The sequence below is a fragment of the Deinococcus betulae genome (genome assembly GCF_020166395.1).
GTDB classification, from domain to species: Bacteria; Deinococcota; Deinococci; order Deinococcales; family Deinococcaceae; genus Deinococcus; species Deinococcus betulae.
This window is the reverse complement of record NZ_JAIQXU010000017.1, coordinates 73,044-96,855: the sequence shown is the minus strand read 5'-3', so window position 1 is coordinate 96,855 and position 23,812 is coordinate 73,044. Positions and strand designations below refer to the sequence as shown.

General features: G+C 64.1%; 14 protein-coding genes and 1 CRISPR repeat array. Of the genes, 1 reads left to right on the top strand and 13 read right to left on the bottom strand.

Features of this window, described 5'->3' with window-relative positions:
- Positions 1–2 precede the first annotated feature (2 nt).
- From cas7e to K7W42_RS23290, 6 genes are all read right to left on the bottom strand, one after another.
- Positions 3–1,160, bottom strand: coding sequence for a type I-E CRISPR-associated protein Cas7/Cse4/CasC (gene cas7e, locus K7W42_RS13635; protein ID WP_224575352.1), 1,158 nt, complete (start codon positions 1,158–1,160; stop codon positions 3–5).
- Positions 1,160–1,795, bottom strand: a complete 636-nt coding sequence (gene casB / locus K7W42_RS13630) for a type I-E CRISPR-associated protein Cse2/CasB (protein ID WP_224575351.1) — start codon at positions 1,793–1,795, stop codon at positions 1,160–1,162. The genes cas7e and casB overlap by 1 nt, the downstream gene beginning before the upstream one ends.
- Positions 1,792–3,477: a type I-E CRISPR-associated protein Cse1/CasA gene (casA, locus tag K7W42_RS13625; RefSeq protein ID WP_224575350.1), complete on the bottom strand. Its 1,686-nt coding sequence runs from the start codon at positions 3,475–3,477 to the stop codon at positions 1,792–1,794. The genes casB and casA overlap by 4 nt, the downstream gene beginning before the upstream one ends.
- 108 nt (positions 3,478–3,585) lie before the next feature.
- A complete protein-coding gene (locus tag K7W42_RS13620; RefSeq protein WP_224575349.1) occupies positions 3,586–3,741 on the bottom strand; it encodes a hypothetical protein in 156 nt (51 codons plus the stop codon).
- Positions 3,742–4,061: 320 nt separating this feature from the next.
- Positions 4,062–4,517 (bottom strand): helix-turn-helix domain-containing protein, encoded by a 456-nt coding sequence (locus K7W42_RS13615; RefSeq protein WP_224575348.1) that lies wholly within the window; start codon positions 4,515–4,517, stop codon positions 4,062–4,064.
- Between the two features lie 217 nt (positions 4,518–4,734).
- On the bottom strand, positions 4,735–4,935 hold the full coding sequence (locus K7W42_RS23290) for a type II toxin-antitoxin system HicA family toxin (protein WP_369411361.1): 201 nt from the start codon (positions 4,933–4,935) through the stop codon (positions 4,735–4,737).
- Between the two features lie 132 nt (positions 4,936–5,067).
- Between K7W42_RS23290 and cas3 the strand changes: the two genes are divergently transcribed.
- Complete coding sequence (cas3, locus tag K7W42_RS13605; RefSeq protein ID WP_224575346.1) at positions 5,068–7,980, top strand: CRISPR-associated helicase Cas3'; 2,913 nt, start codon at positions 5,068–5,070, stop codon at positions 7,978–7,980.
- A gap of 224 nt (positions 7,981–8,204) precedes the next feature.
- On the opposite strand, the gene K7W42_RS13600 is transcribed toward cas3, so the two are convergent.
- From K7W42_RS13600 to K7W42_RS13570, 7 genes are all read right to left on the bottom strand, one after another.
- The gene (locus tag K7W42_RS13600; RefSeq protein ID WP_224575344.1) at positions 8,205–9,233 is read right to left on the bottom strand and encodes a helix-turn-helix transcriptional regulator; all 1,029 of its coding nucleotides are present in this window, start codon (positions 9,231–9,233) and stop codon (positions 8,205–8,207) included.
- Positions 9,234–9,292: 59 nt separating this feature from the next.
- The gene (locus K7W42_RS13595) at positions 9,293–10,903 is read right to left on the bottom strand and encodes a tetratricopeptide repeat protein (protein ID WP_224575342.1); all 1,611 of its coding nucleotides are present in this window, start codon (positions 10,901–10,903) and stop codon (positions 9,293–9,295) included.
- Between the two features lie 628 nt (positions 10,904–11,531).
- A CRISPR array of direct repeats spans positions 11,532–20,350; the repeat unit is 29 nt; unit sequence GTTTTCCCCGTGTAGGCGGGGATGTTCCG.
- Between the two features lie 83 nt (positions 20,351–20,433).
- Complete coding sequence (locus K7W42_RS13590; RefSeq protein WP_224575340.1) at positions 20,434–21,231, bottom strand: EAL domain-containing protein; 798 nt, start codon at positions 21,229–21,231, stop codon at positions 20,434–20,436.
- Positions 21,215–22,078, bottom strand: a complete 864-nt coding sequence (locus tag K7W42_RS23285; RefSeq protein ID WP_224575338.1) for a sensor domain-containing diguanylate cyclase — start codon at positions 22,076–22,078, stop codon at positions 21,215–21,217. The genes K7W42_RS13590 and K7W42_RS23285 overlap by 17 nt, the downstream gene beginning before the upstream one ends.
- A 10-nt stretch (positions 22,079–22,088) precedes the next feature.
- Positions 22,089–22,670 carry a GAF domain-containing protein gene (locus tag K7W42_RS13580; RefSeq protein ID WP_224575336.1) on the bottom strand — a complete coding sequence of 194 codons (582 nt, stop codon included), beginning with the start codon at positions 22,668–22,670 and terminating at the stop codon, positions 22,089–22,091.
- A gap of 44 nt (positions 22,671–22,714) precedes the next feature.
- Positions 22,715–23,527 (bottom strand): metallophosphoesterase, encoded by an 813-nt coding sequence (locus K7W42_RS13575; protein WP_224575334.1) that lies wholly within the window; start codon positions 23,525–23,527, stop codon positions 22,715–22,717.
- Entirely contained in the window at positions 23,524–23,781 is a 258-nt protein-coding gene (locus K7W42_RS13570) for a hypothetical protein (protein ID WP_224575333.1), read from the bottom strand. Before K7W42_RS13570 ends, K7W42_RS13575 begins: the two co-directional genes overlap by 4 nt.
- Between the last annotated feature and the right edge of the window lie 31 nt (positions 23,782–23,812).

Sequence of the window (23,812 nt, the reverse complement as noted above, 5' to 3'; positions counted from 1 at the left end):
GCTCAGGCCTCCAGGGCGCTCATGGCCTCCGCCACCGTCGCGTCAATCAGGGCGTCTACGGTCTCCATCGGCTGCCCAAACACCTCATCGGTGCCCTCGCGGGCGATATGGCGGGCGCTGCCGGCGTCCCCAAACACGCTGTTCTGCCAGCGCATTTCTCCAGCCAGGGCCTCGGTGCTGGGCTTCAGGTAGCCGCCGCCGCGCTCGGCCTGCACACCCCGCTCAAAGGCGTTGGCGAGGTTACGCGGGGAGGTGTCCCGCCGGACGACCTGCACCATCAGGCCCGGCAGGTTGTGGGCGGCGAAGGTGTTCTGCTTGCCGGTGGGGGCCGCAAAGACGCTGGCATAGAGAAAGGCCCGCAGGCCACGCGCCAGCAGGTCGCGGTCACCCTGCAGGTTCTCCAGCAGCTTGGCCAGGTCAAGGCAGGCGTAGCGGTAAACGGTCGCGCTGGCAAACTCGACGGTCCCCAGCATGTCGGCCCCAGCGTTGTCCTGCGGTTTCAGGTCGTCCACGGCCGTGTAAAAGTCATACTGCCGCTCGCGCAGGGCGTGGGTGCTGATGGGGTGAGCCACCTGCGCCGCCGCGTCGGCGTTCTTGTCAGGCAAGTCGGCCAGCATCCGGCCAAACAGGGCCACGTCCACTGCCTTGCTGCCGTTCAGGGCGCCGGCCAGCTGTTTGCCCAGATCGCCGCTGAGGGCGGCCTTTTTGCTGGCTTTTTTCTTTTTGCCGTCACCGCTGTCGGGTTCCGGGGCCGCCGCCTGAAATTCGGCCCAGTTGGCATTCACGATGTCAGCCACCCGCTGCAATTCGTCGCGGCCCAGAAACAGCAGGTACTGGTTCTTGCCGTCCTTGACGGGCAGGCCCAGGCCGCCCAGCGCCAGCTCAGCCGCCGCCAGCCGCTGTTCGGGCGTGCGGCCTTCCCCCTCTAAGAGTCCAGCAATCGCCTCGTGCGCCCGCTTGGTGCGCTGGCCCAATTCGGCCGTACTCAGAATCTGGCGCGCGGCGAAATCCTGCCGCATGGCCCGCTTGAACGACTGCGAGGAGATGCGCAGGCGGCGCGATCCGCCAAAAAAAGCGTCCTTGGGGCTGCCGGTGTCGTCGCGGTTGAGGTTGCTAGGGGCGAAGTTTTGCAGGTAGTGCAGCTCCAGAAGTGCTTTCATCAGATACCTTCCTCGGTGTCGTCGGTGTCTATCGTGCGGGTCAAGGGTTCGTCGCCTGTGCTGTCGTCGTCGGCCGTGTCCTGGCGGGACGGGGCCTTGGGCGCGGTTTCCTGGTAAAAGTCCTGTGCCCACTGGCGGCGCACACTGTCGCCCCAGTGCAGCAGGTCGCCGGTCAGACGCACCCAGTCGGGGGTCAGGTCGCCTGCACTGAGCAGCATCACCGCCTGTCGCAACTGGTGGTTCAGGCCGTCGCGGTCGGTGTCCAGCAGGGCCAGAAAGCGCTTTTCTGTGCTGGGCCGCGCGTCCTGTGCCAGATACAGGCGGCCCATCAGTCGGCCAATGGTGTTGGCTTTGGCGGCTTTTTCTGGAGGTTCTGGGGACGTGTCCTCAGTGAGGTCGCTGTCGTCGTCGGTCTTGGGCTGCAGGGCGTATAGGCCCGCCAGCAGTTGCAGGGCCGCCCTCTCATAAGGCTGCGCCCTGTCATAGCCGGTGCGGGCGTATATCCCTTCGAGCCAGTACACGCTGCGCTCGTCGCCGCCCAGGCCACGCCGGAGTTGTGCCCGGGGGCCACGTTCCAGCCTGTTCAGTTCGGCCACGAACCGTGCAGGGCGTTCGTCGGTGGGTCTCTGTGTCATGCGTCCTCCGTCTTGAACTGAGCCAGGGCAGCAAACAGCGGCCTCCCGGCTACCTGCACAGCCCGTAGCCCCACCGCGTTCAGGCCCGCCGCTTCCTCGGCGGTGCGCCAGGCGGCCCGGCCCGCGCGGCTCAGGGCGTGGTGCCAGCCCTGCCGGGCGGCGGCCGGGTCGCTGTCCAGTGCCAGCAGGTAGGTGCGGAACGGTGCCTCCAACCCGGCCCAGTACGTCAGTTCGGCGGGAATCTGAGAAGCAAGTTTGCTCACGTCGTCTTTGTGCGGCTCGCGCTCGCCGCCGCGTCCCAGCAGGGCAGTGGCCAGGCGCCGCACAGCCTGTCGCAGCGTGTCGCCCAGGGCCGTCGCGTCGCCCAGTGCGTCTCCGATGTGATTCCGGAAGTTCTCCGGGTTCTGAATGAAGGCTTCGGGCAGTGTATACGACTCTTGCCGCATAGCGAACGCCTTGCCCTGGTCCGTCAATTGTCCGAAGGCCAGCATGGGAATCACAGGATGAGCGGCGCGGGCATCGGCGGTGCCTTCTGCCCAGGCGGGGGCCGCCTCCGTTTGAGAGGGGAGAGGTGGCCGCGTGGCCTCAGAAGCCCTGACCCGTTCGGCCACCGTGCGCATCACGCCCCCTGCATGCAGCAGAGTTTCGGGGGCGCGGCCAGGAAATGGCTTCGCCTTCCCTTTAGTTTCTTTGACCGTCTGTGCCGGGTCGGGCAGCAGCGCCGTCAGGTCGCGCCACAGCAGGCGGTCGCGGCGCAGTTTGTAGGGAAAGGGCTGCTCACCTGTGCGCAGCGTGACCATTGGGTCCACGTTGGCCCCGGCCCCCTCGCCCAGCCCTTCGAGTGGTTCACCCGCTCCAAAGCCGATGGTGCGCACCACCAGGCCCTCGGGGGTCTCTTCGGGCAACAGCAGGACGCTGCGGCTGGGCCACATGTAGCGGCTGACGTAGCCTCTGGCAGCCACTGGCCGTTCCGGGTCATAAAGCGCGCGGATACCGGCCACCGTCTGCTGTGGGCGCTCCCAGGACGGCAGGTCGTGGTCCTGCATGGCCTGACGGTAGGGCACGAGGTTTAAGCACAGTGTCTGGTGCAGGGTGCTACCCTCGGCTAGAAATAGGGCAGCCGTGGCGATGGGCGCGGCGCGGGCGGCTGTGGTGAAACGCTTAATCAACCCTCCCAGCGCGAAGGTCTGATGCTCGACCAGGCGCAGGGCCGCTTCCTCAGGCGTCAGGGCGTCCGAACGGCTGCCTCCGGGCCGGGCCTCCACGTTGAACAGCGCAGTGGTGTTGGCGCTGCCCTGCTCACCGCTGATTCTGGCCCAGTGGCTGCGGAAGTTTTCCCCCTCGTGCGCTGGGTCCAGACCCGCCACCTGCATGAAAGGCTGCGGCCCAAACAGATGAAACCGCGCTGCGTGCGCGTCCAGGTAAGTCTCTAGCTGTTCCCTGGGGAACCCTTGCAGATACCAGTCGGCGGCTTGCCCCTCATCCTTGGGGCCTCTTAGCGCCCGGTGCAAGATCGCCAGGTGCAGGCGGTACAGCGCGGGCGTCTGGAGCGGATGCCCAGCGTCAATCCGGCGGTACAGCGCGGCGTTCAGCAACGACTCGCGCAGAGAGACCAGCCGCCTCTGACCATCCAGCGTCACAGTGGGAATCCATTCCCGGTCTAACAACGGAAAACTGTCCAAGGTCACCTCCAAGGGGAAGTGTGCAAAGAGGGTGTCGCTTAAGTGTCACAGCTTTATAAAAGCCATGACACCCAGCAAGAAATAGGAGTCAGGCAGACTCACTAAGGCTTAGCAATAACCTTTCTGCCTTCCCCATGCTTCGGCCAGCTCGATTTCCAACTCTTGCCTGAAATAACGTATAAATTCGTCTAAATCTGCTGGCCATCTCAGGCGTGCACGTCTGCTAGCTGCTGCAAATGCCTGCCTAATATCGTCGTTGCTCATATACCCTCCCACATTTATGAGCGCGAGGAGCAAAGAGACGCTGTTCAGGCGCTAAACTGATGACAGCAATCTACGGAGGTTGCTAGTAGACCCTCCCGCCCTCTCCGGGCTGGCACCCGGAGGGGAGTGGTCTCCCAGCTACAGCTAGCATAATGTATGAATGTCTGAGGCGCGAGCTAGTTGGCGGCTTCGCCTTAACCAGTCCTTCGATGCTTGAGGTCTTTGAACATCCCCGCCTTGTACGGGGAAAACGTTGGCGGTACGCCATACCCAATCCTACGATGTGGGTCATCCCCGCTGAGCGAGGAGCATCCATGCTATCAGCTCACTTCAAGCTGGATATTTAGGCGTGCGCCTAAAGCGTCGGCCACGCGGCGCAAGGTGCCCAGGTTTTGCCCGAAGTAGAACGGGTCGGTCAGACGCGAAATCTGCGCGCGGTGGACACCCATGCGGCGGGCCAACTCTGACTGCGTCCAGTGCCGGGCCTGCAAAGCGCGGCCAATTTCTAGACTGATGGGGTTGGTTTCAGCGGGCGTCAGCCAGAGCAGTTCATCGTCGTCCTGCTCCCGCTCTACATCTGCTTCGGTGCTGGTCGCTGCAGGCACAGGCAGACCGTTTGCCTGCAAGTACAACTGACTGAGCGCCATGCCTTCTCGCAGGCTTTGAACGACGTCCTCGCGGGTGGGTTTGCTGATGACATTGCTGCTCAGGTCGAGGCAGTAGCCGCCATAACTGACGCGGCCCCCCTCGTGTTCTTCGCGTTCGACAACGCACAAATATTGGGACATCATTTCAATCCCCCATTAAGAGAGGTTTTCAATCTATGGCCTACCTAGATGAAAGGCCGATTCAACAGGACAGGGTGAGGTTTTATGGGAGAGTTCAGTCCCCTACCGCATGGCAGTCTGCCGGAACATCCCCGCCTACAGGATTCTTTCGCCTGATGTGCAGAGGAGAGGGCCTGATGTGTGGCCCAATCCTCTGGCTGGGTCCTCAGCGAAAGAAGTCTTCTGAGATAAAGGCGGTGCGGAGCATCTGCTTGAACGTGCCTTTCTTGGGTGGGTCTTGTCCAGGGTCGAGGGTCAGGTAACGGGTTTTATCCTCCCGATGTGCCCAGACCTCGTGGTCACCTTTGCCCAGACCAGATTGGGGCTCGAAGCCGAGTTGCCGCAGGAATCTCTTGAACGCCCGAATCGAGGGGACATTCAGCCGACCAATGAAACCTCACCTCCCTAGATAGGGTAGTCAAGATTTTAAGATTTGTCTACAAAAAGCGCAACTTTCGCCGCGTCATGAATAGACGCATTCGGGGGCTACGCTACTTCTATGACTTCACTCAGTCCGGTGCATCAGGCGGCGCGCAGCCTCTGGTCGAAAAGTCCAAAAAAGAACGCTGACGACTCGGCGGGGGCCAAGCTGCCGGTGCTGAATCACCTGCTGGATGTCGCCGCCTGCGCAGCCGAGATTCTGGAGCTGGAGCCGCCGCACACCCGCAACCTGTTCCGGCGTGACCTGGGCCTGCCAGAGGACCAGGCCCTGCCCTGGCTGTACGCGCTGATTGCCCTGCACGACCTGGGGAAAGTCAGCCCCGCCTTTCAGGTGTTGTGGCCAGAGGGCCGGGAGGCCGTGGACCCGGCGCTCCTCTTTGCCCCAGACCTGCGCGAGCCGTTCACGCCGCACGGGGTCGTGACCGAGGCGCTGCTGCCTGGTTTCCTGACGGGGCTGGGCTGGCCCGGCGCGGTGGCCCGTGCAGTGGCAGACGCGGTGGGCTGTCACCACGGCTTCCGCATTGACAAGCGGGAGCTGAATCAGCCGGAGTCGCAAACAGGGGACGTGCGGTGGGAGCAGGTCAGAATGGAACATGCCCGCCTGGTGACTCTGGGAACCGGGGCCGCCTGGGAAGCTGTTCCCTCTGTCCCTTCACTCTCGCCCGCCGCCTTTATGCGCCTGGCGGGCCTGACCAGCTTTGCCGATTGGCTGGGCAGCAGCTTTCCCTTACCGACCCAAACGGATTTCTCGGCCTATGACGATCCAGTGGGGTATTTTGCGCGGGCGCGGGGGCGGGCGCGGGCCACGCTGGCGCAGATTCACTGGCCTGTGTTTGCGCCCCTACGGGCAGTCTTGCCCTCTCTTCCCGAGGCGTTTGCCTACTTGAGCGCCGATTTTCAGCCCCGGCCCCTGCAGTCGGCGCTGGCGCAGGCACTGTCCGAGGTGGATGGGCCCGCCCTGGTGTTGGTAGAAGCCCCGATGGGCGAAGGGAAAACCGAGGCGGCGTTCTATGCCCACCTTCAACTGCAGGCGGCCGCTAGGCACCGGGGCCTATATGTGGCACTGCCCACCCAGGCCACCGGAAACGCCATGTACAGGCGGTTTCGGGATTTTCTCCAGGCGCAGGGCCGGGCCACGCCGCCCGACCTGCAACTGGCCCACGGCGGCACCCTTCTGAGCGAGGATTTTCAGGCTGTCGTGGCGCAAACAGCTGTGCAACACGCGCGCAATGCGGCGAATGACCCCGCCGAGCAAGACGGGCGCAGGGCTGGCGACTCCAGCGTGCGCGCCGAGGAATGGTTCACGCAGCGCAAACGCGCCCTGCTGTCCGAATATGGGGTGGGCACGGTGGACCAGGCGCTGCTGGGGGTGCTTGGGGTCGGGCACCAGTTCGTGCGGCTGTGGGGGCTGGGCAACCGGGTGGTGGTGCTGGATGAGGTTCACGCCTACGACACCTATACCTCTGAGCTGATTGCGGCGCTGGTGGCGTGGCTGCGCGCCCTGGGGTCCAGCGTGGTCATCATGAGCGCCACCCTACCGGACGAAAGCCGCCGTCACCTGCTGCGCGCCTGGGGGGCAGAGGAGGCCCCCAGTGCGCCGTATCCGCGCCTCACGGTGGCCCCAGCCGCTGGAAAGGTGCAGGTCCGCCATATTCCAGCGGTAGACGAAGCCGGGCACCGCAGCCGCGAGCAGCAGCATCTTCAGGTGCAGGCGTTGGGTAGTGCCGTCCACGAGGTCGCCCAGCAGGCGGTCAACCTGACGGCCGGGGGCGGGTGCGCCGCGGTGATTGTGAACACTGTCGGCCGCGCCCAGCAGGTGCAGCAGGCGGTGATGGCCGAACTGGCCCGCCAGAACATCACGGCCAGAACCTGCGCCAAGAGTTATCAGCGCGGGCCGCAGGAGGTCAGCGTGCTGCTGTACCACGCCCGCTATCCCGCCGATGAGCGGCTGGGCCGTGAAGGGCGCGTGCTGCGTTACCTGGGCAAGGAGCCGGAGTCCGTGCGCCCAGAGCGCTTCATTCTGATTGCCACGCAGGTGGCTGAACAGAGTTTAGATTTCGACGCGGACGTGATGATCACGGACCTGGCCCCCATGGACCTGATGCTGCAACGTGCCGGGCGCCTGCACCGCCACGCCCACAACCAGGGCCGGCGGCATGGCCATGAGGACGCCGTGCTGTATGTGGCGGGCCTGAACGAATGGCCCGACCGCAGCCTGGAGCAGGAATTCTGGGGCCGGGTCTACGCACCTGCCCTGCTGTACCGTTCGTGGCTGGCCCTGACCCGCCGACCTGGGCAGAGCCTGACCCTGCCCGATGACTTAGACGAGTTGGTGCAGACGGTCTACCGCGCTGAATTTGAGACTGCCGGCCTGACCGACGAGCAGCGCGCCCAACTGACGGCCGCCGACGCAGACCTGCACACCCAGCGGGGCAACCAGGCGGCGGGTGGCATGTTCGCCCACATCGGCCGGCCTGACGACTTCTGGCAGACCCCGCTGCACCGCCAGGACGAGCCGGACACCGAAAGCGTGAATGACGACGGCGCTGCCGTGGGCGCCGAGACCGCTGACTTTCCCCGCACCCGCCTGGGGGAACAGGGGGTGCGGATTATTCCCGTTGAGCAGAAAGACGGCACCTGGTGGGTGGTGCCCACCGCCCTGCCGGCAAAGGGGCAAAAGCCAGAAGCACTGAGGACCCAGTTTCAGAAGCTGGAAAAGGACAAAACTGGCCAGGCCCACGCCCTGAAGATCTATCGCCGGTCCCTGAGCGTGTCGCGCTGGGAACTCGTGCGTTTTGCGGCGCGCGAATGGGAAAAGACAGGTCAGGCTCTGGGGACAGACCGCAAAGGCTGGAAGGCGCATCCCCTCCTGCAGGATGTGGTGCCGGTCGCTTTCAGGGATGGTCAGGCCGAGGTTGGCGGCCTGCGGATTCGGCTGGACAGGGAATTGGGCCTGGTGTTTGAGGCGTAATACGGACTCCGATTGAATCGTTTGCCAAAACGATGAAATCCGAGCGGAGCGAGGAGGAGCAAAACGGGTTCCGGGCGTGGAGTTTGCAAATCGGTTCTGTTCCGATTTGTAAACGAAACAGACGGAATCCGTAGAACAGGTAGGCGTGGACCGTTGGTCTGAAGCGAGGAGGACACAGCCCCGCGAGGAAAGGGTTCCACAGCCTCTGGGCGCAGTCCGCTTTGTTACAGCTCAGGCTCTTGGGGGCCTGGTGTGTCGTATCGCCGCAGCGTTTCGCGTAACTCCTGCAGCCAGTGGGCGCGGACGTGCGGCGGCCCCAGCACTTCGGCGCGTGGCCCCCAGCTCAGCAAAAAGGGCATGAGTTCCAGAGGAAAGCCCTTGCTGTCGGTGCCCGCACTGAACTCCATGTCCACAAAACGGTCACGCCTGACCTCGCGGGCATTCGGAAAGCCGCCTTCTATGACGCGGTAGGCGGCTTCGGGGGCAAAGCGCACCAGCACCTTGATGGTCTGCGCGCCGCCAATAACGCCCCAGGCATCGCTCAGGAAGTCTCTGGGGTCAAACTTCGGGTCGGGGTCGTAGCTGCCGGGCAGCAGCTGCAGATTCTGCATCCGCGAGAGCTTGAAGGTGCGAATCTTGTTCCGGTGGCGGCGCTCCAGGCCAATCACGTAGGGAGCCAGGTTGGTGCGGCTGATTTCAATGAAATACACGCACAGCTCGTTGCCGCGTTCGAGTAGGCCATTGGGCCGCTGATAGTCAAAGGACAGCACGCGCCGGTCCACCCAGGCCAGGGCGACCTGCTCCATCTGCCGCTCGGCAAACTGCGCGGCCCCGGTGTCGCGCACGCTGGCATTCAGGGTGTGGCGAATATGGTCGGGCAGGGCGCGCGACAGGTAATCCAGGGCGTGTCGGTAATGGTTGGCCAGCGCGGGCGCGTGATGGTGTGCCAGCCGCAGCGCCGCGTAGGCCGCCAGGGTTTCGGCGGGACGCGGCAGGTCTGCTTTCAGGTGAATAAAGTAGTGGCCCCGTTCGTCCCTCTCCAGGCCTACGTCCATGGTGCCCAGCACTTCCATGTCCCGCTGAATGCTGCGCGGCCCCACCTCCAGCTTCCGGGCCAGTTCGGCGGTGCTGTACGGCCGGGTTTTAAGCAGGTCCTGAAGCCGGACCAGCCGCTTGGCCTTGTCCCAGGTTTTGGCTTCCCGGCGGGCGCGCTGGGGGGTGGGAGGCGTGGCTGGGGTGTCAGGGTCATCCATGCTGGGCAGCGTACTGGGCGGCTGTCGCCCTCATGTCGCTGAGGAAGGCACAAGTCACCCTACCGCCAGTCTTCTGAGTCGCCCTGACGCAGATGCTGTTCACGTTCAGTCGCCCAGGGCAGGTGAATGCCAGTGCAGTAGGCCTCTATCGTCTGGCCCTTCCTAAGGGCGTCCAGCACGTCAGAGGTCCACTGCACGCTCTGGTCCAGATGGTAGGCGCGGTCCCGGCTGATAACGCTGCCCTCCCAACCCAGCGCGGCCCGCACCTGACGCACCGCCGCCGAGACCCGCTGCCCCGCCTGACGGGCACTGCGCGGCATGTGGTCGCGTACCACCTCGGCTAGGGCTTCGGCAGTCAGCGAGCCGCGCGCCTCAACCAGCGCGCACAGCGTCAGCAGGGGCGCCGCTGACAAGGATACGGCGCGGCCTCCTACCTGCACCTCGGGCACCCCCAGTACCCGGAGGCTCACCCTCAGCTGCGCCGAGCGGGGTAGGGGCTGGGGGCGCTCTGCGTCTGGCAGCAAGGCAAACAACTCTGGGAAGGCGTGCGCCTCTTCCCGAATCCACAGGCCACCTTGGTGCAGGGTGCCCAGCAGATCGCGGGCCGCATCCGGCTGATCTGCTCGGCGTAGACCCTCGGCCTGGACCAGCGTGGCCCGGCCCTGGTCTTCTGTACCCAGGGGGCCGGTGCGCGATAAGAACTCGCGGATGACGGTTTCGTTCAGCTCTGCGCCGTGCGGTGGCCAGCTGCTATAGGCCGCCGCCAGGTCAACATGGACCCACGAATAACCGGAGGTCCGGTCGGCCTCTACTGCCACCGCAGCGGCGTGCAGAGGCTCCAGCGCGCGGGTCACCTGCCCCGCCAGCCTCCAGGTGTGGCCCAGCCCCCGCAGGGCTTGGCGCAGGTCGTCCTCGTCGCCTGTGCGCCGGGCCAGCCGCGCCGCCTGGTCATAGAGCGACGCGGCGCGCGGCCACTCGCCAAAAGCCCGCCGCGCCGCCGCCAGCCCTGAGAGCGCCCGGCTGGCGTGGGGCGTGTTCAGCCGACTGGAACGGCTGTAAAACGTCTCGGCCTCTTCTAGTTGGGCCAGGCGCAGGCACACCGTCCCCATATTGTTTAGCGTCCAGGCCTGATAGGCCGGGTGGCCGCTCAGCAGCGGCAGCGCCTCGCTGAACAGGCCCATGGCCTGCGCTTCCTTCCCCTGGTGACTTAACGCCGCGCCCAGGTCCAGTAGGGTCAGGCCGCGGCTCATCCCCTTCAGGTCGCGCAGGGCCTCCTTCGCGGCCTCCTCCCAGCTGCTGTCGGCCCCCAGCATGAGCAGAGAGCGGGCCAGCGTCCGGTAAGCCAGGCGGCGTTCGGCCGGCAACAACTGGGCTTCCTGGCTGAGGGCCTGCTCGGCCAGGGCCTGCGCCTCCTGAAACCGTTCCTGCTTGGCCAGTGCCCAGGCCTGGTACGCCTGCATGAACGGCTGAAGAGGCTCTGTCTGGGCGGCGGCCTGCACCAGCGCTTCTATCTGCCGGCTACCGTCCTGTAGATTGGCGGCGCAGCGCCACTCCCAGCGCACGGCGTCTGGCCCCAGCGTCCAGACAGCGCCGGCCTCCCGCAGGAGCGTCAAGAGTTCGGCGTACTCGGCTGGCCCCCGCACGGCCTCGGTGGCCTGCCTGAAGGTCATGACGAGTCCGGCTTCAGGACCGCTGGCGATGAGGACCTGAAGCGAATGCCGCCAGGATGCCCAGGACAAAGCAGAAGACTGCACATTGACAGCTTAAAACGCTCAGAAGCAGAGTGAGGTCTTCTCTCACCCTGCTTCCTCTTGGAAAGGCTGGCTTAGCCGACGGGCGTGCCTCCCTTGGTGTCGTCTCCGGCGACCATTGGCCCGGAGACTCCCGGTGTAGTTGGTAACGTGGCACTGACTAAACAGAGCGCAGCGAGGACAGAGCAGACAGCGAAAGCGAATTTCGACATAGCAACCCCTGACATGGCCCCGGCTGGGGTCATGGATGACAAAGGCTTCTAGGCACCAGCCGCGCCGTACGCTCGCGGGTGGGCTCTAGGGAGCCGGGCGGAAAACGGTCCAACCGCCACCTGATCAGGGGAGAAGGGCCGCAGGCAGTCCTCTCTGGCGATGACTTCAGCTTGCTGGGCGTAGGCGTCCAAACGTGACGCTGTGCTCTATCGACACATCGGGCCCTACACTGAGGAGGGCTGCACGCCGGGGCGCATGAAAATGTAAGCTGTATCTACCCTGGTGGCAGAGACCTGCGGCCAGGATTCGAGCGAGAACGCCGATGTTCCGAAGTGTTTTCCCCGTGTAGGCGGGGATGTTCCGTGTGAAATGGGATGTTCAGCGTCAGGCTAATAGTTTTCCCCGTGTAGGCGGGGATGTTCCGCGAACATCCATACCCGTTTTGACAACTTGATCGTTTTCCCCGTGTAGGCGGGGATGTTCCTTCCCCAGCGTGGTAGATAAATAGATCAGCCAAGTTTTCCCCGTGTAGGCGGGGATGTTCCGCGTTCGCACTGGGGATGGGTTACGACTGGCCGGTTTTCCCCGTGTAGGCGGGGATGTTCCGGCCCTTGGTTGACAGCTGAGGCTCTGCCTCTAGTTTTCCCCGTGTAGGCGGGGATGTTCCGCCTGAGCGCGTGGCGATGCTGACCCCTATTGCGTTTTCCCCGTGTAGGCGGGGATGTTCCGCCGCTGCACACGCCAGAGCTGCCTGACTGGGCGTTTTCCCCGTGTAGGCGGGGATGTTCCGCTAAGCTGCGCCCCTTCGTCACGTCGGGCCGCGTTTTCCCCGTGTAGGCGGGGATGTTCCGGGGCTTGCGGCCTGTGTCCTGCATCCACTGAGGTTTTCCCCGTGTAGGCGGGGATGTTCCGCCCATCGGCCCCGGCGACGTGGCAACCCTGAGGTTTTCCCCGTGTAGGCGGGGATGTTCCGAACTTCCGCGCTGAGCAGGCAGCTGCCGATGAGTTTTCCCCGTGTAGGCGGGGATGTTCCGGCGCTCACCAGTGCGGGCAACAGCGCTGGTGCGTTTTCCCCGTGTAGGCGGGGATGTTCCGCACCTGGACATGCTGCGCCGCGCCCGCACACAGTTTTCCCCGTGTAGGCGGGGATGTTCCGTCCGCCCTGGTCAACAGACTCACGGCCCAGGTGTTTTCCCCGTGTAGGCGGGGATGTTCCGGTCTCGGGGGTATCGGCCGGCACAGGAAAGGTGTTTTCCCCGTGTAGGCGGGGATGTTCCGACAGGAGAACGGCACTCCCACCACCTGGGACGGTTTTCCCCGTGTAGGCGGGGATGTTCCGCACGATGACCCCGCCTACCACGGCGAGGATGAGTTTTCCCCGTGTAGGCGGGGATGTTCCGCTGGCGGGCCTGTTGGAATCGGATGAGCCTGAGTTTTCCCCGTGTAGGCGGGGATGTTCCGAACAACCCGCGCGCCCGTTCTCCCTCCCCTGTGTTTTCCCCGTGTAGGCGGGGATGTTCCTCCAACGGGGCTTGGGGGCCACCAGCTGAAACAGTTTTCCCCGTGTAGGCGGGGATGTTCCGAGGACGTGGAGAGCCCGAAACTGATCGGGAATGTTTTCCCCGTGTAGGCGGGGATGTTCCGCCCTGATGACCCAAATCAGTGCGGGCATACACGTTTTCCCCGTGTAGGCGGGGATGTTCCGGGTGGGCAGGGGAGGGTAAACCACATCTCCGGGTTTTCCCCGTGTAGGCGGGGATGTTCCGCATCGCAACATCAAACGCGCAAAAGCCCGAGAGTTTTCCCCGTGTAGGCGGGGATGTTCCGCCGGTATCTACGGGCAGCAGGAACACCACGGCGTTTTCCCCGTGTAGGCGGGGATGTTCCGCCCTCGCCTCGCTGGACGGCTTGGCCCTTGGTGTTTTCCCCGTGTAGGCGGGGATGTTCCGTAGATACCCTGTAGCAGTCGCCAGTAAAAACCGTTTTCCCCGTGTAGGCGGGGATGTTCCGTCTCAACCTCTTTGGTGTTGGTGCTTCCGCAGGTTTTCCCCGTGTAGGCGGGGATGTTCCGCCGCCGCAGGGAGCTAAATGTTCAGCCGCGATGTTTTCCCCGTGTAGGCGGGGATGTTCCGAATGTCGTGACCACTGGAGTCAATCAAGCCATGTTTTCCCCGTGTAGGCGGGGATGTTCCGGCGCGGTAGGCCGCTGTCAGACGAGAGATTAGGTTTTCCCCGTGTAGGCGGGGATGTTCCGAAGTGACCGAGGCGCAGGCGACTGAACTGATCGTTTTCCCCGTGTAGGCGGGGATGTTCCTCCACGCCCGCCCACAGCAGGCTTTGGTGCCCTGTTTTCCCCGTGTAGGCGGGGATGTTCCTTGGTTGAACTGCTGGGCGCGGAAGCTGCCGCCGTTTTCCCCGTGTAGGCGGGGATGTTCCTCACTTGACGGGTTGCCTTATCCACAACCTGCGGTTTTCCCCGTGTAGGCGGGGATGTTCCGACATGGGCCTGCTGACGGAAATCACGCAGGCGGTTTTCCCCGTGTAGGCGGGGATGTTCCGATGGGGTCATTGACCCGAGTGAACAGGCGCAGGTTTTCCCCGTGTAGGCGGGGATGTTCCGCTGCTGGAGTTCCGCAGCCTTGAGGAGATTTCGTTTTCCCCGTGTAGGCGGGGATGTTCCGTCCTTCCACCAGTCGCCCGTCTTGGCGTTGGCGTTTTCCCCGTGTAGGCGGGGATGTTCCGTCACCGGCAGCATCACCATGCGGGCCGGCGCCGTTTTCCCCGTGTAGGCGGGGATGTTCCGTGGCACATGCCCTGCTGGGTGACGGGGCGCTAGTTTTCCCCGTGTAGGCGGGGATGTTCCGTTCAGCACAAACTGCTGGGCCTGCTTGAGTTCGTTTTCCCCGTGTAGGCGGGGATGTTCCGTCTTCATTTTGCCTGAGTGACTTTCCATCCTAGTTTTCCCCGTGTAGGCGGGGATGTTCCGCATCCTGAGGCGCATCTATGCTGAGCAGGACCGTTTTCCCCGTGTAGGCGGGGATGTTCCTAACCGAAGCGAGATTTACAATCTCGTTAATAGGTTTTCCCCGTGTAGGCGGGGATGTTCCGGCCGTTAGTAGGAGAATGATGGCCGCCGCCGCGTTTTCCCCGTGTAGGCGGGGATGTTCCTGCATGACTTGCCATCAGGCGACGATTTAAAACGTTTTCCCCGTGTAGGCGGGGATGTTCCGCCAGGCCATTACTCGCCTTCCTCTTGACCAGCGTTTTCCCCGTGTAGGCGGGGATGTTCCGTGTGCTGCCCATGCTGCATTGTGTCCTTTCGTGTTTTCCCCGTGTAGGCGGGGATGTTCCGGTTGCGGCTGGTAAGAGGCCTTTCTCTGCTTTGTTTTCCCCGTGTAGGCGGGGATGTTCCGAATTTTTCTGGTTTTCTCGCTCGTTCTCGCTCGTTTTCCCCGTGTAGGCGGGGATGTTCCGCACCAGGTCGCCGTCCTGCTGATGCCACACCCGTTTTCCCCGTGTAGGCGGGGATGTTCCGGCGGTGCTGGTGCCGGGTAACCCGGCGCAGCGGTTTTCCCCGTGTAGGCGGGGATGTTCCATTCGCATGGCCCATATGGAATGTTATCGGGCTGTTTTCCCCGTGTAGGCGGGGATGTTCCGGGTCAGGCTATCTAGTAGAACGCTTGACACATGTTTTCCCCGTGTAGGCGGGGATGTTCCGCAGGGAGGAGCTTGGGGAGGGCGTTGCGGCCAGTTTTCCCCGTGTAGGCGGGGATGTTCCGCTCCTCGGCAGCACCCCACTTACAAACGTAATGTTTTCCCCGTGTAGGCGGGGATGTTCCGGTGCCGCCGATAATCGTCACGCCCTGCCAGAAGTTTTCCCCGTGTAGGCGGGGATGTTCCGGCTCTTGACGCCGGGGCACCTCGTGGGGGTGGGTTTTCCCCGTGTAGGCGGGGATGTTCCGCCAATGAACGCTTTGTGCAGCGTATGGCGGACGTTTTCCCCGTGTAGGCGGGGATGTTCCGAACGGGGATTCGTTCCCGATGAGTGGGTGCAGGTTTTCCCCGTGTAGGCGGGGATGTTCCGGCCCAGGAGCTGCTGCTCCCGCTCTGCCTGCGGTTTTCCCCGTGTAGGCGGGGATGTTCCGAACGCGGCAGATAACGAGATTGTTCCGATGTAGTTTTCCCCGTGTAGGCGGGGATGTTCCGACGTCCTCCAGAATCTGGTCCAGCGTGTGGTTGTTTTCCCCGTGTAGGCGGGGATGTTCCGGACTACTGACATGACTAAACTGATCTACACCAGTTTTCCCCGTGTAGGCGGGGATGTTCCGTCACCCGCTCGCGCATCGCCCTCGACTGGGACGTTTTCCCCGTGTAGGCGGGGATGTTCCGGCGGACGTCGCGGTTTAATGCCCGCCCAGACGGTTTTCCCCGTGTAGGCGGGGATGTTCCGCCGACACCAATCTGACGACATTCAGCGACCACGTTTTCCCCGTGTAGGCGGGGATGTTCCGAGGATGTAAGAGCACAGCGTGTCAAATATCTTGTTTTCCCCGTGTAGGCGGGGATGTTCCGCTCGTTCTCGTACCTCTGTCCTCGTCCGTAAGGTTTTCCCCGTGTAGGCGGGGATGTTCCTCAGCGGGCGGCACGATCACCACGGCCGCGAGCGTTTTCCCCGTGTAGGCGGGGATGTTCCGTGCCGTCTTCTGCTGCTTTGATCTCGGTGTGAGTTTTCCCCGTGTAGGCGGGGATGTTCCGTTATCCGCGCGCCGGTTGTCCTGTATCCGCACGTTTTCCCCGTGTAGGCGGGGATGTTCCGCACATTGCAGCGCTGGAAGCGAAATACGATGTGTTTTCCCCGTGTAGGCGGGGATGTTCCGGCGTACGAATGGCTAGGGCCGCCACCGCGCAGGTTTTCCCCGTGTAGGCGGGGATGTTCCGCCCTCATGGGCGCTGTGCAGGGGCGCGCGGTGGTTTTCCCCGTGTAGGCGGGGATGTTCCTAACTGCCCCAGCACGGCGGGTCCGTCGTGTCTGTTTTCCCCGTGTAGGCGGGGATGTTCCGCTGCCCCTGTCGGCCTTTGGGCGGGAATATCAGTTTTCCCCGTGTAGGCGGGGATGTTCCGGCGCGGGCGGCCTCCAGCGTGGCCGGGTCCAGGTTTTCCCCGTGTAGGCGGGGATGTTCCACCGATGCCCAGCCGCACTGAGTACCTGGCGGGGTTTTCCCCGTGTAGGCGGGGATGTTCCGACAGTGTGCGGGTCAGTCCCAGCACCAACGTCGTTTTCCCCGTGTAGGCGGGGATGTTCCTGATTTCAACGTCGGTATTCCACTGGGCACGCTGTTTTCCCCGTGTAGGCGGGGATGTTCCGTCCTGATGCTCGGACCATGTGGCTGTCATGCCGTTTTCCCCGTGTAGGCGGGGATGTTCCGTTACTCAGAAAAACACCATCTGGAAAGGTTTCGTTTTCCCCGTGTAGGCGGGGATGTTCCGTACATGGCAGCCGGCGCGGTCACGCTGAACCTGTTTTCCCCGTGTAGGCGGGGATGTTCCGGCGCCACCTGCACCTGCTCTGCCAGTCGCATAGTTTTCCCCGTGTAGGCGGGGATGTTCCTTTCTATTGAACACGCCCCTGGCCGTTCCCCAGGTTTTCCCCGTGTAGGCGGGGATGTTCCGCGGTACAGGGACCATCACCATCCGGGATGAGGGTTTTCCCCGTGTAGGCGGGGATGTTCCGCGGTCTAGCGCCTTCCCAATGTCAGCACCATCGTTTTCCCCGTGTAGGCGGGGATGTTCCGAGGCGGCAGACGCGCTGGTCGCCGCCCTGAACGTTTTCCCCGTGTAGGCGGGGATGTTCCGTAGTCCATGTCTTCTGCGTACCGCTTGCCGAGGTTTTCCCCGTGTAGGCGGGGATGTTCCGGCCATTGAGCAGGGGATAAAGTTTGAGGTGTAGTTTTCCCCGTGTAGGCGGGGATGTTCCGAGATTGACAATCGCGTCCACAGAAAACCCCCAGTTTTCCCCGTGTAGGCGGGGATGTTCCGAGAACGGCAGCAACAGGGAACAGGGTGCACAGGTTTTCCCCGTGTAGGCGGGGATGTTCCGATCAGGCTCTGACCATCTGCGACGAGGTCGGCGTTTTCCCCGTGTAGGCGGGGATGTTCCGTATCTGGCCGAGGATCTGGCCTTCGTTGAAGCGTTTTCCCCGTGTAGGCGGGGATGTTCCGTACAGCTGCGGGAAGGTCAGCGCCATGACCTGGTTTTCCCCGTGTAGGCGGGGATGTTCCGGTTTCCAGCTCGGCCACCACGCGCAGACCACGGTTTTCCCCGTGTAGGCGGGGATGTTCCGGCGGCACTTCCGAGTGCTTCTATCTCGCTGGGGTTTTCCCCGTGTAGGCGGGGATGTTCCGTTTGGGGAGCTGGTCTTTGTGGACGGCCTCAGGTTTTCCCCGTGTAGGCGGGGATGTTCCGTATCGCCGGACAGCGGGCATGTTGCTGCCGCTGTTTTCCCCGTGTAGGCGGGGATGTTCCTATCCTTGCCGAACAATTCCCACACGCTCTCGGGTTTTCCCCGTGTAGGCGGGGATGTTCCTGAGGATTCGGGGCCGCTGTTTGGTCATGGGGCGTTTTCCCCGTGTAGGCGGGGATGTTCCGTCAGTAAACCAACGAGAGGCGAGGGTGGGGGCGTTTTCCCCGTGTAGGCGGGGATGTTCCGCTGCCGCAGCAGCGTTTCGGCCTGCGTGCGCGGTTTTCCCCGTGTAGGCGGGGATGTTCCGTCAAGCCGCGAACGGTCAGCGGGCCAGATGGTGTTTTCCCCGTGTAGGCGGGGATGTTCCGCTGTCGCAGGGCATCCGGCCATCCGTTGACCAGTTTTCCCCGTGTAGGCGGGGATGTTCCGAATTTTTCGATACCGGCGTCGTTCTCTGCCCCGTTTTCCCCGTGTAGGCGGGGATGTTCCGTGGGGCGCGGCTGAAGAGATGACCAAATTGCAGTTTTCCCCGTGTAGGCGGGGATGTTCCGACCAGGACGAACAGAGTCAGGGGCCAGAGACCGTTTTCCCCGTGTAGGCGGGGATGTTCCGCGGCTGTCAGGCGGGAAACCAAACCCGTGTCAGTTTTCCCCGTGTAGGCGGGGATGTTCCTAATCTTTTCGGTAATCATCTTCGGTTCCTTCGGTTTTCCCCGTGTAGGCGGGGATGTTCCGACGCTTTGGTCATGTACAACCCCATTGACGCCGTTTTCCCCGTGTAGGCGGGGATGTTCCTCTCGACAGAGGCCACCGGCAGATTGATGACCAGTTTTCCCCGTGTAGGCGGGGATGTTCCGGCCATCCCCAGGCCGGGAAATTTGCCAACAGAGTTTTCCCCGTGTAGGCGGGGATGTTCCGTTTTAAGCGGAAACAAAAAATCCACTCGCACTGTTTTCCCCGTGTAGGCGGGGATGTTCCTTTGGCGACTTTCAGGGTTTGCGTAATAAACGGGTTTTCCCCGTGTAGGCGGGGATGTTCCGCGCGACCGTTGCTCATCATCCTCGACCCCGGCGTTTTCCCCGTGTAGGCGGGGATGTTCCTGATGTTGGGCAATTTATTGAACTTCAGTGCGGGTTTTCCCCGTGTAGGCGGGGATGTTCCATGGACATGCGGATTTCCCCGAACGTGTCCTCAGTTTTCCCCGTGTAGGCGGGGATGTTCCTCACACGCTCCTGGGCGCGTGTCACGCGGGCATGTTTTCCCCGTGTAGGCGGGGATGTTCCGGCATTTCGCAAATTCCTGTGATGCTACTGGGAGTTTTCCCCGTGTAGGCGGGGATGTTCCTCTGCTCGGTATGCTGCCGGATGGCGTCACGGGGTTTTCCCCGTGTAGGCGGGGATGTTCCGCCAGTTGAGAAAATGGGCTTTTAATTCTGGGGGTTTTCCCCGTGTAGGCGGGGATGTTCCGGCCCTGCCGAGTAACAACGCCCTGCGGCAGTTGTTTTCCCCGTGTAGGCGGGGATGTTCCTTTAGGCAGCCGCTCCCGGAGAAATTCACGCAAGTTTTCCCCGTGTAGGCGGGGATGTTCCGAAATCACGCCTTTGGCTTACTCCGGTGCTCCCGTTTTCCCCGTGTAGGCGGGGATGTTCCGCCATACGCCCCCCTCCAGGTGCTGCCCAGCCTGGCCGAAGTTTTCCCTGTGTAGGCGGGGATGTTCCGTCGCCACATCATTAGCACTCGCCATCCTTCTTGTTTTCCCCGTGTAGGCGGGGACGTTCCGCTGATGATGTCCAGCGCCACCGACGCCATAGTGTTTTCCCCGTGTAGGCGGGGATGTTCCGCCCTCTACGCGGCAGCGGAAGCGGGAGGTGACGTTTTCCCCGTGTAGGCGGGGATGTTCCGACGGTCACGGTGCGCGTGAATGACGCCATTGCGTTTTCCCCGTGTAGGCGGGGATGTTCCGGCGCGGGGGTGGCCCAGGGAGACCGCGCGCTCGTTTTCCCCGTGTAGGCGGGGATATTCCGGCGGAAACAGAGGTCGCGGCCGCCGCGTTGAGGTTTTCCCCGTGTAGGCGGGGATGTTCCGGAGTCTATGACTCGGTTAACAATCTTCGGGAGGTTTTCCCCGTGTAGGCGGGGATGTTCCGCACAGGAACGAGTGGCCAGTCCAACATAAATTGTTTTCCCCGTGTAGGCGGGGATGTTCCGAGCCTTTAGAGTTCGCGTGTTTGACAGATGTGGTTTTCCCCGTGTAGGCGGGGATGTTCCGTTCTGCCAGATTTCCGAGTGAACGACCAGCCAGTTTTCCCCGTGTAGGCGGGGATGTTCCGCCGTCTGAGAGGTCGAATATCTCTGTGTAGTTGTTTTCCCCGTGTAGGCGGGGATGTTCCGGCGTTGATCAGGGCACTGTCCAGCCCCCCGACGTTTTCCCCGTGTAGGCGGGGATGTTCCGCCGTCGTCGATCACGCTTGAGCGCGGGCTGAAGTTTTCCCCGTGTAGGCGGGGATGTTCCGGACAAGCTTTGGAATCGGAACCCTCTGTGGACGTTTTCCCCGTGTAGGCGGGGATGTTCCGTCATCGCTGACACGACGCTGGTGTTCCTGAAGTTTTCCCCGTGTAGGCGGGGATGTTCCGTTCAGCCAGCCAGTCTCGTTCAGCATCCGCATGTTTTCCCTGTGTAAGCGGGGATGTTCCGAGCCTTACCCGACTGGTCTGGTTGCGCGACCTATCTTCCCTTTGTGGGCTACCTCGTCTCCAACCATCCTCACAACTCCCTTTTCATTCAGAGCGGGGCACAGGTCGCGCCAGAAATGCCTCAAAGTCGGTGGGGAGCAGCGGGCGGGCGAACAGGTAGCCCTGAAAGCGGGTGCAGCCCAGACGCTGCAGCGCGCGCCACTGCGCCCCGGTTTCGACGCCTTCGACAATCACGCCGATCTCCAGGCGGCGGGCCAGCGCCACCACGCTTTCCACCAGGGTGCGGGCGGCGGGGCTGCTGAGCAGGTCGGTAATAAACGAGCGGTCTATCTTCAGGTCATCAATCGGCAGGGCTGTCAGCACCGACAGGTTGGCGTAGCCCGTGCCAAAGTCGTCAAGAGCCACCCCCACGCCCATTTGCCGCAGGCGCTGCAACTGCGCGCGGGCCGCCGGAATGTCGGCCAGCACCGAGCGCTCCGAGAGTTCCAGCTTCAGGCGGCGGGGCGAGAGCCCAGCTTCACTCAGGGCCGCTGAGACCTGGGCCCCCAGGTCACCGGCTTCAAACTGGGCCGCCGCCACATTCACGCTTACCTGGGCCTGGGCGGCGCTCCCCGTCCAGCGGGCCGCCGCCCGGCACGCCAGCCGCAGGACCTGCTCGCCCAGCTCGGGCAGCAGCCCGGCGTCTTCGGCAAGGTCCAAAAAGGCGCCGGGGGGCAGCAGGCCACGTGCCGGGTGAGGCCAGCGCACCGGGGCCTCGGCGGCGGCCAGGCACCCGGCGGCCGTGTCCACGATGGGCTGCAGGGCCACTACCAGCCCGCCCGGCGTGCCCAGCGCGGCGCGCAGTTCGGTTTGCAGGGTCAGGCGTTCACGGGCCTGGTCCATCCAGGGCGGGGCGGTAAGCCTCCAGGGTGGCGCCGCTGCGCCCGCGCGCGTAGGACAGGGCGCTCAGGCTGGTGCGAATCAGGGCGTCGGCGGTCTGGCCATGGGCCGGCGCCCAGCTGATTCCGGCACGCAGCCGTGGGCTGACCAGGTGGCCCTGCACCGTGAATTCGGCGTCCAGGCGCTCAGCCAGCTGACGCAGCGTCGCCATGCCCTGCTCGCTGCCTGAACAGGCAAAGGTCAGGGCAAAGAGGCTGCCGTTCGTATGGGCAGCCAGTCCCCCTGGAGGCAGGTGATCGCGCAGCCGCCGGGCCAGCGCCTGCTGGGCCAGGTCGCCCGCCGCGTAGCCGTGCGCGCTGTCCACCTCTTCCAGTCCCGTGAAATCCAGCTGCGCCAGGCACACGCTGGGCTGGGCGGCCGCGTCTGCCGGCGCCGGATCGGCTGGCAACTCACGGAGCAACTCGTCCAGGCGCGCGTGCAGTGAGGTGCGGTTGGGCAGGCCGGTCAGGGGATCGTGGTGGGCCTGATACCACAGCTGGCTGTCCAGGGTCCGGGCGTGTTCCTCTTTCAGGCGCAGTTCGGTCAGGTCCCGGACGAACAGCACCTCGCAGGGAGTGCCGGCGGTGTCCACCACCTGTCGCGTCACGGCCAGGTGGCGGCGCGGGCCCTGCGGCAGGTCCAGGGTCACCTCGTATTCGCCGCTGTGGCTGCTTCCGTTCTCGTGCCAGCCGCGCTGATCGCTGATGGGCCGGCCCACCACCTCGGCGGCGGAAGCGTTGAGCAGCCCCAGCAGCGCGCCGTTGACCTTGACCACCAGACCGGTCTGGCGCTCGACCAGGGCGGCCCCCACCGGCGAGGCGTCAAAGAGCGCGCAGGTGGGCCTGGTCCTGCCGCGCGCGGGTATACAGCCCGGCGCGGTCCAGCGCCTGGGCGCACTGCCGCGCCAGCGTGGTCATGAACGCGCGGTCGTCCGGCGGAAACTCACGGGGCGGGACGAAGGTCAGGGCCATGGCCCCGCGCGTCTCGCCGGCCCAGAGGGGCAGGGCTGCCCCCGACGCCGTCCCCATCAGGAGTTCGTAGACGGCCAGTTCAGGGTTGGTCTGTGTGGCGCCGGGCATATCTTCCAGCCACAGCACCCGGTTTTCGCGCATGGCCCGCATGACGGGCATCTGGGACTCCGGGGCAATGGTGGCGTAGCGGGCCTCGACCTCTGGTTCATAGCCTGCGGCGCCCACCAGCGTCAGGCCGCCCTCTGCGTTTTTCAGCAGCACGGCGCCGTTGTCGGCCCCAAAGGCCGCCATGCCCTGACGCAGCATCACGCGGACCACCTCCTCGGTGGTCACGGCGGAGAGCAGGGCCTGGGTCACCTTGGAGAGGACCCGGACACGCCGGTGGGCCGACACAGGCAGGGTAGGAAAACGCAGAGGCAGCCTGGAGGACATGATCCATCATGCACCCTGCCCCCAGCCAGAAACAGCGGGGGAGCCTACCGCCTGGGCGCGCCGGGCAGGTCCACGGGCGTTACGGGAATCGGCTCGCCAAACTGGGCGTAGCGCCGGCCCCGGTGCGGCTCGCCGCGCCCGCACAGCACGGTGACCTGCGGCAGACCATGCACGTTGACCTCGGCCACGGCCAGGCGCCCAGTTTCGTAGGCACCCAGGTCCAGGTACAGGTGGCGGCTCAGGCGGCACGGCGTGGGCACCGGCGTGTGGCCGTGCAGCGAGTAGGTCACGCCCTGCGGCAGGGGAAACGGGCCTTCGTAGGGCCGCAGCCACAGCGCCGCCGACAGCGGGCTGTCGTGCTGCGGGTGCTTGACGGGGGGGGCGGCGTGGGCAATCAGCACGCTGCTTTGCCCGGCCGGCACCTCGTCATGAATCTCGCCGTCAGCCGTGACGTACACCACGCGCCGCAGCACCTTCAGGTACGCCTCAAGCAGCGGCGGGAACTTTTCCAGGGTCAGGCCGCCCAGTTCGTCGCGCACGGTGGCGCCGCCCGCGCGCATCCACCACTGGTAGCCCTCCATGGCCTTGCGGTAATCGCCCAGATCGTGCGTGCCCTCGTACAGGCGGTACCACTTGATGCCTTCTTGCATCATGCGCTCGTGGTTGCCCATCAGCAGGGTCGCGCGCCCCGCCTGATGCAGTTCCAGCAGCTTGTCCACGGTGGCCAGGCTGCGCGGTCCCCGGTCAATGGCGTCGCCCAGGCCCACGTAATGCGCGTCGGGAAACTGGTCCAGCGCGGCGCGCAGCAGGTCCGGGCGCCCGTGCAGGTCGGGAATGACGACAATCTGGCGGCTCACCGGTCTTCTCCGGGCGCGTCACTGAAGTCCAGCAGGGTCTGCTTGCTGCGTTCGCGCAGCAGCCGCGCGGCGTCGGCAAATGGGGAGAGCGTCAGGGTCTGGCCCCGTAGTTCGGCCTGGTAGCCCGCGCCGTCAGCGGCGCCGGGCAGCCACTCGGCCGGCAGCTGATAGGTGCGGCCCTGGCTGTCTTCGACATCCGCCAGACCGGCCTCCTCATCCAGAACATCAATGACCAGCAGCAGGGGCACAGACATGGAGGCAAGTCTAGCGCGCCCCTCTTTCGGC

Bases quoted from the DNA above. Each gene is read 5' to 3' on its own strand.
- cas7e (WP_224575352.1), bottom strand. From the start codon at position 1,160: ATGAAAGCACTTCTGGAGCTGCACTACCTGCAAAACTTCGCCCCTAGC.
- K7W42_RS13580 (WP_224575336.1), bottom strand. From the start codon at position 22,670: ATGTCCTCCAGGCTGCCTCTGCGTTTTCCTACCCTGCCTGTGTCGGCC.
- K7W42_RS13600 (WP_224575344.1), bottom strand. From the start codon at position 9,233: ATGGATGACCCTGACACCCCAGCCACGCCTCCCACCCCCCAGCGCGCC.
- casB (WP_224575351.1), bottom strand. From the start codon at position 1,795: ATGACACAGAGACCCACCGACGAACGCCCTGCACGGTTCGTGGCCGAA.
- K7W42_RS13590 (WP_224575340.1), bottom strand. From the start codon at position 21,231: ATGGACCAGGCCCGTGAACGCCTGACCCTGCAAACCGAACTGCGCGCC.
- K7W42_RS13595 (WP_224575342.1), bottom strand. From the start codon at position 10,903: ATGACCTTCAGGCAGGCCACCGAGGCCGTGCGGGGGCCAGCCGAGTAC.
- cas3 (WP_224575346.1), top strand. From the start codon at position 5,068: ATGACTTCACTCAGTCCGGTGCATCAGGCGGCGCGCAGCCTCTGGTCG.
- K7W42_RS13620 (WP_224575349.1), bottom strand. From the start codon at position 3,741: ATGAGCAACGACGATATTAGGCAGGCATTTGCAGCAGCTAGCAGACGT.
- K7W42_RS13570 (WP_224575333.1), bottom strand. From the start codon at position 23,781: ATGTCTGTGCCCCTGCTGCTGGTCATTGATGTTCTGGATGAGGAGGCC.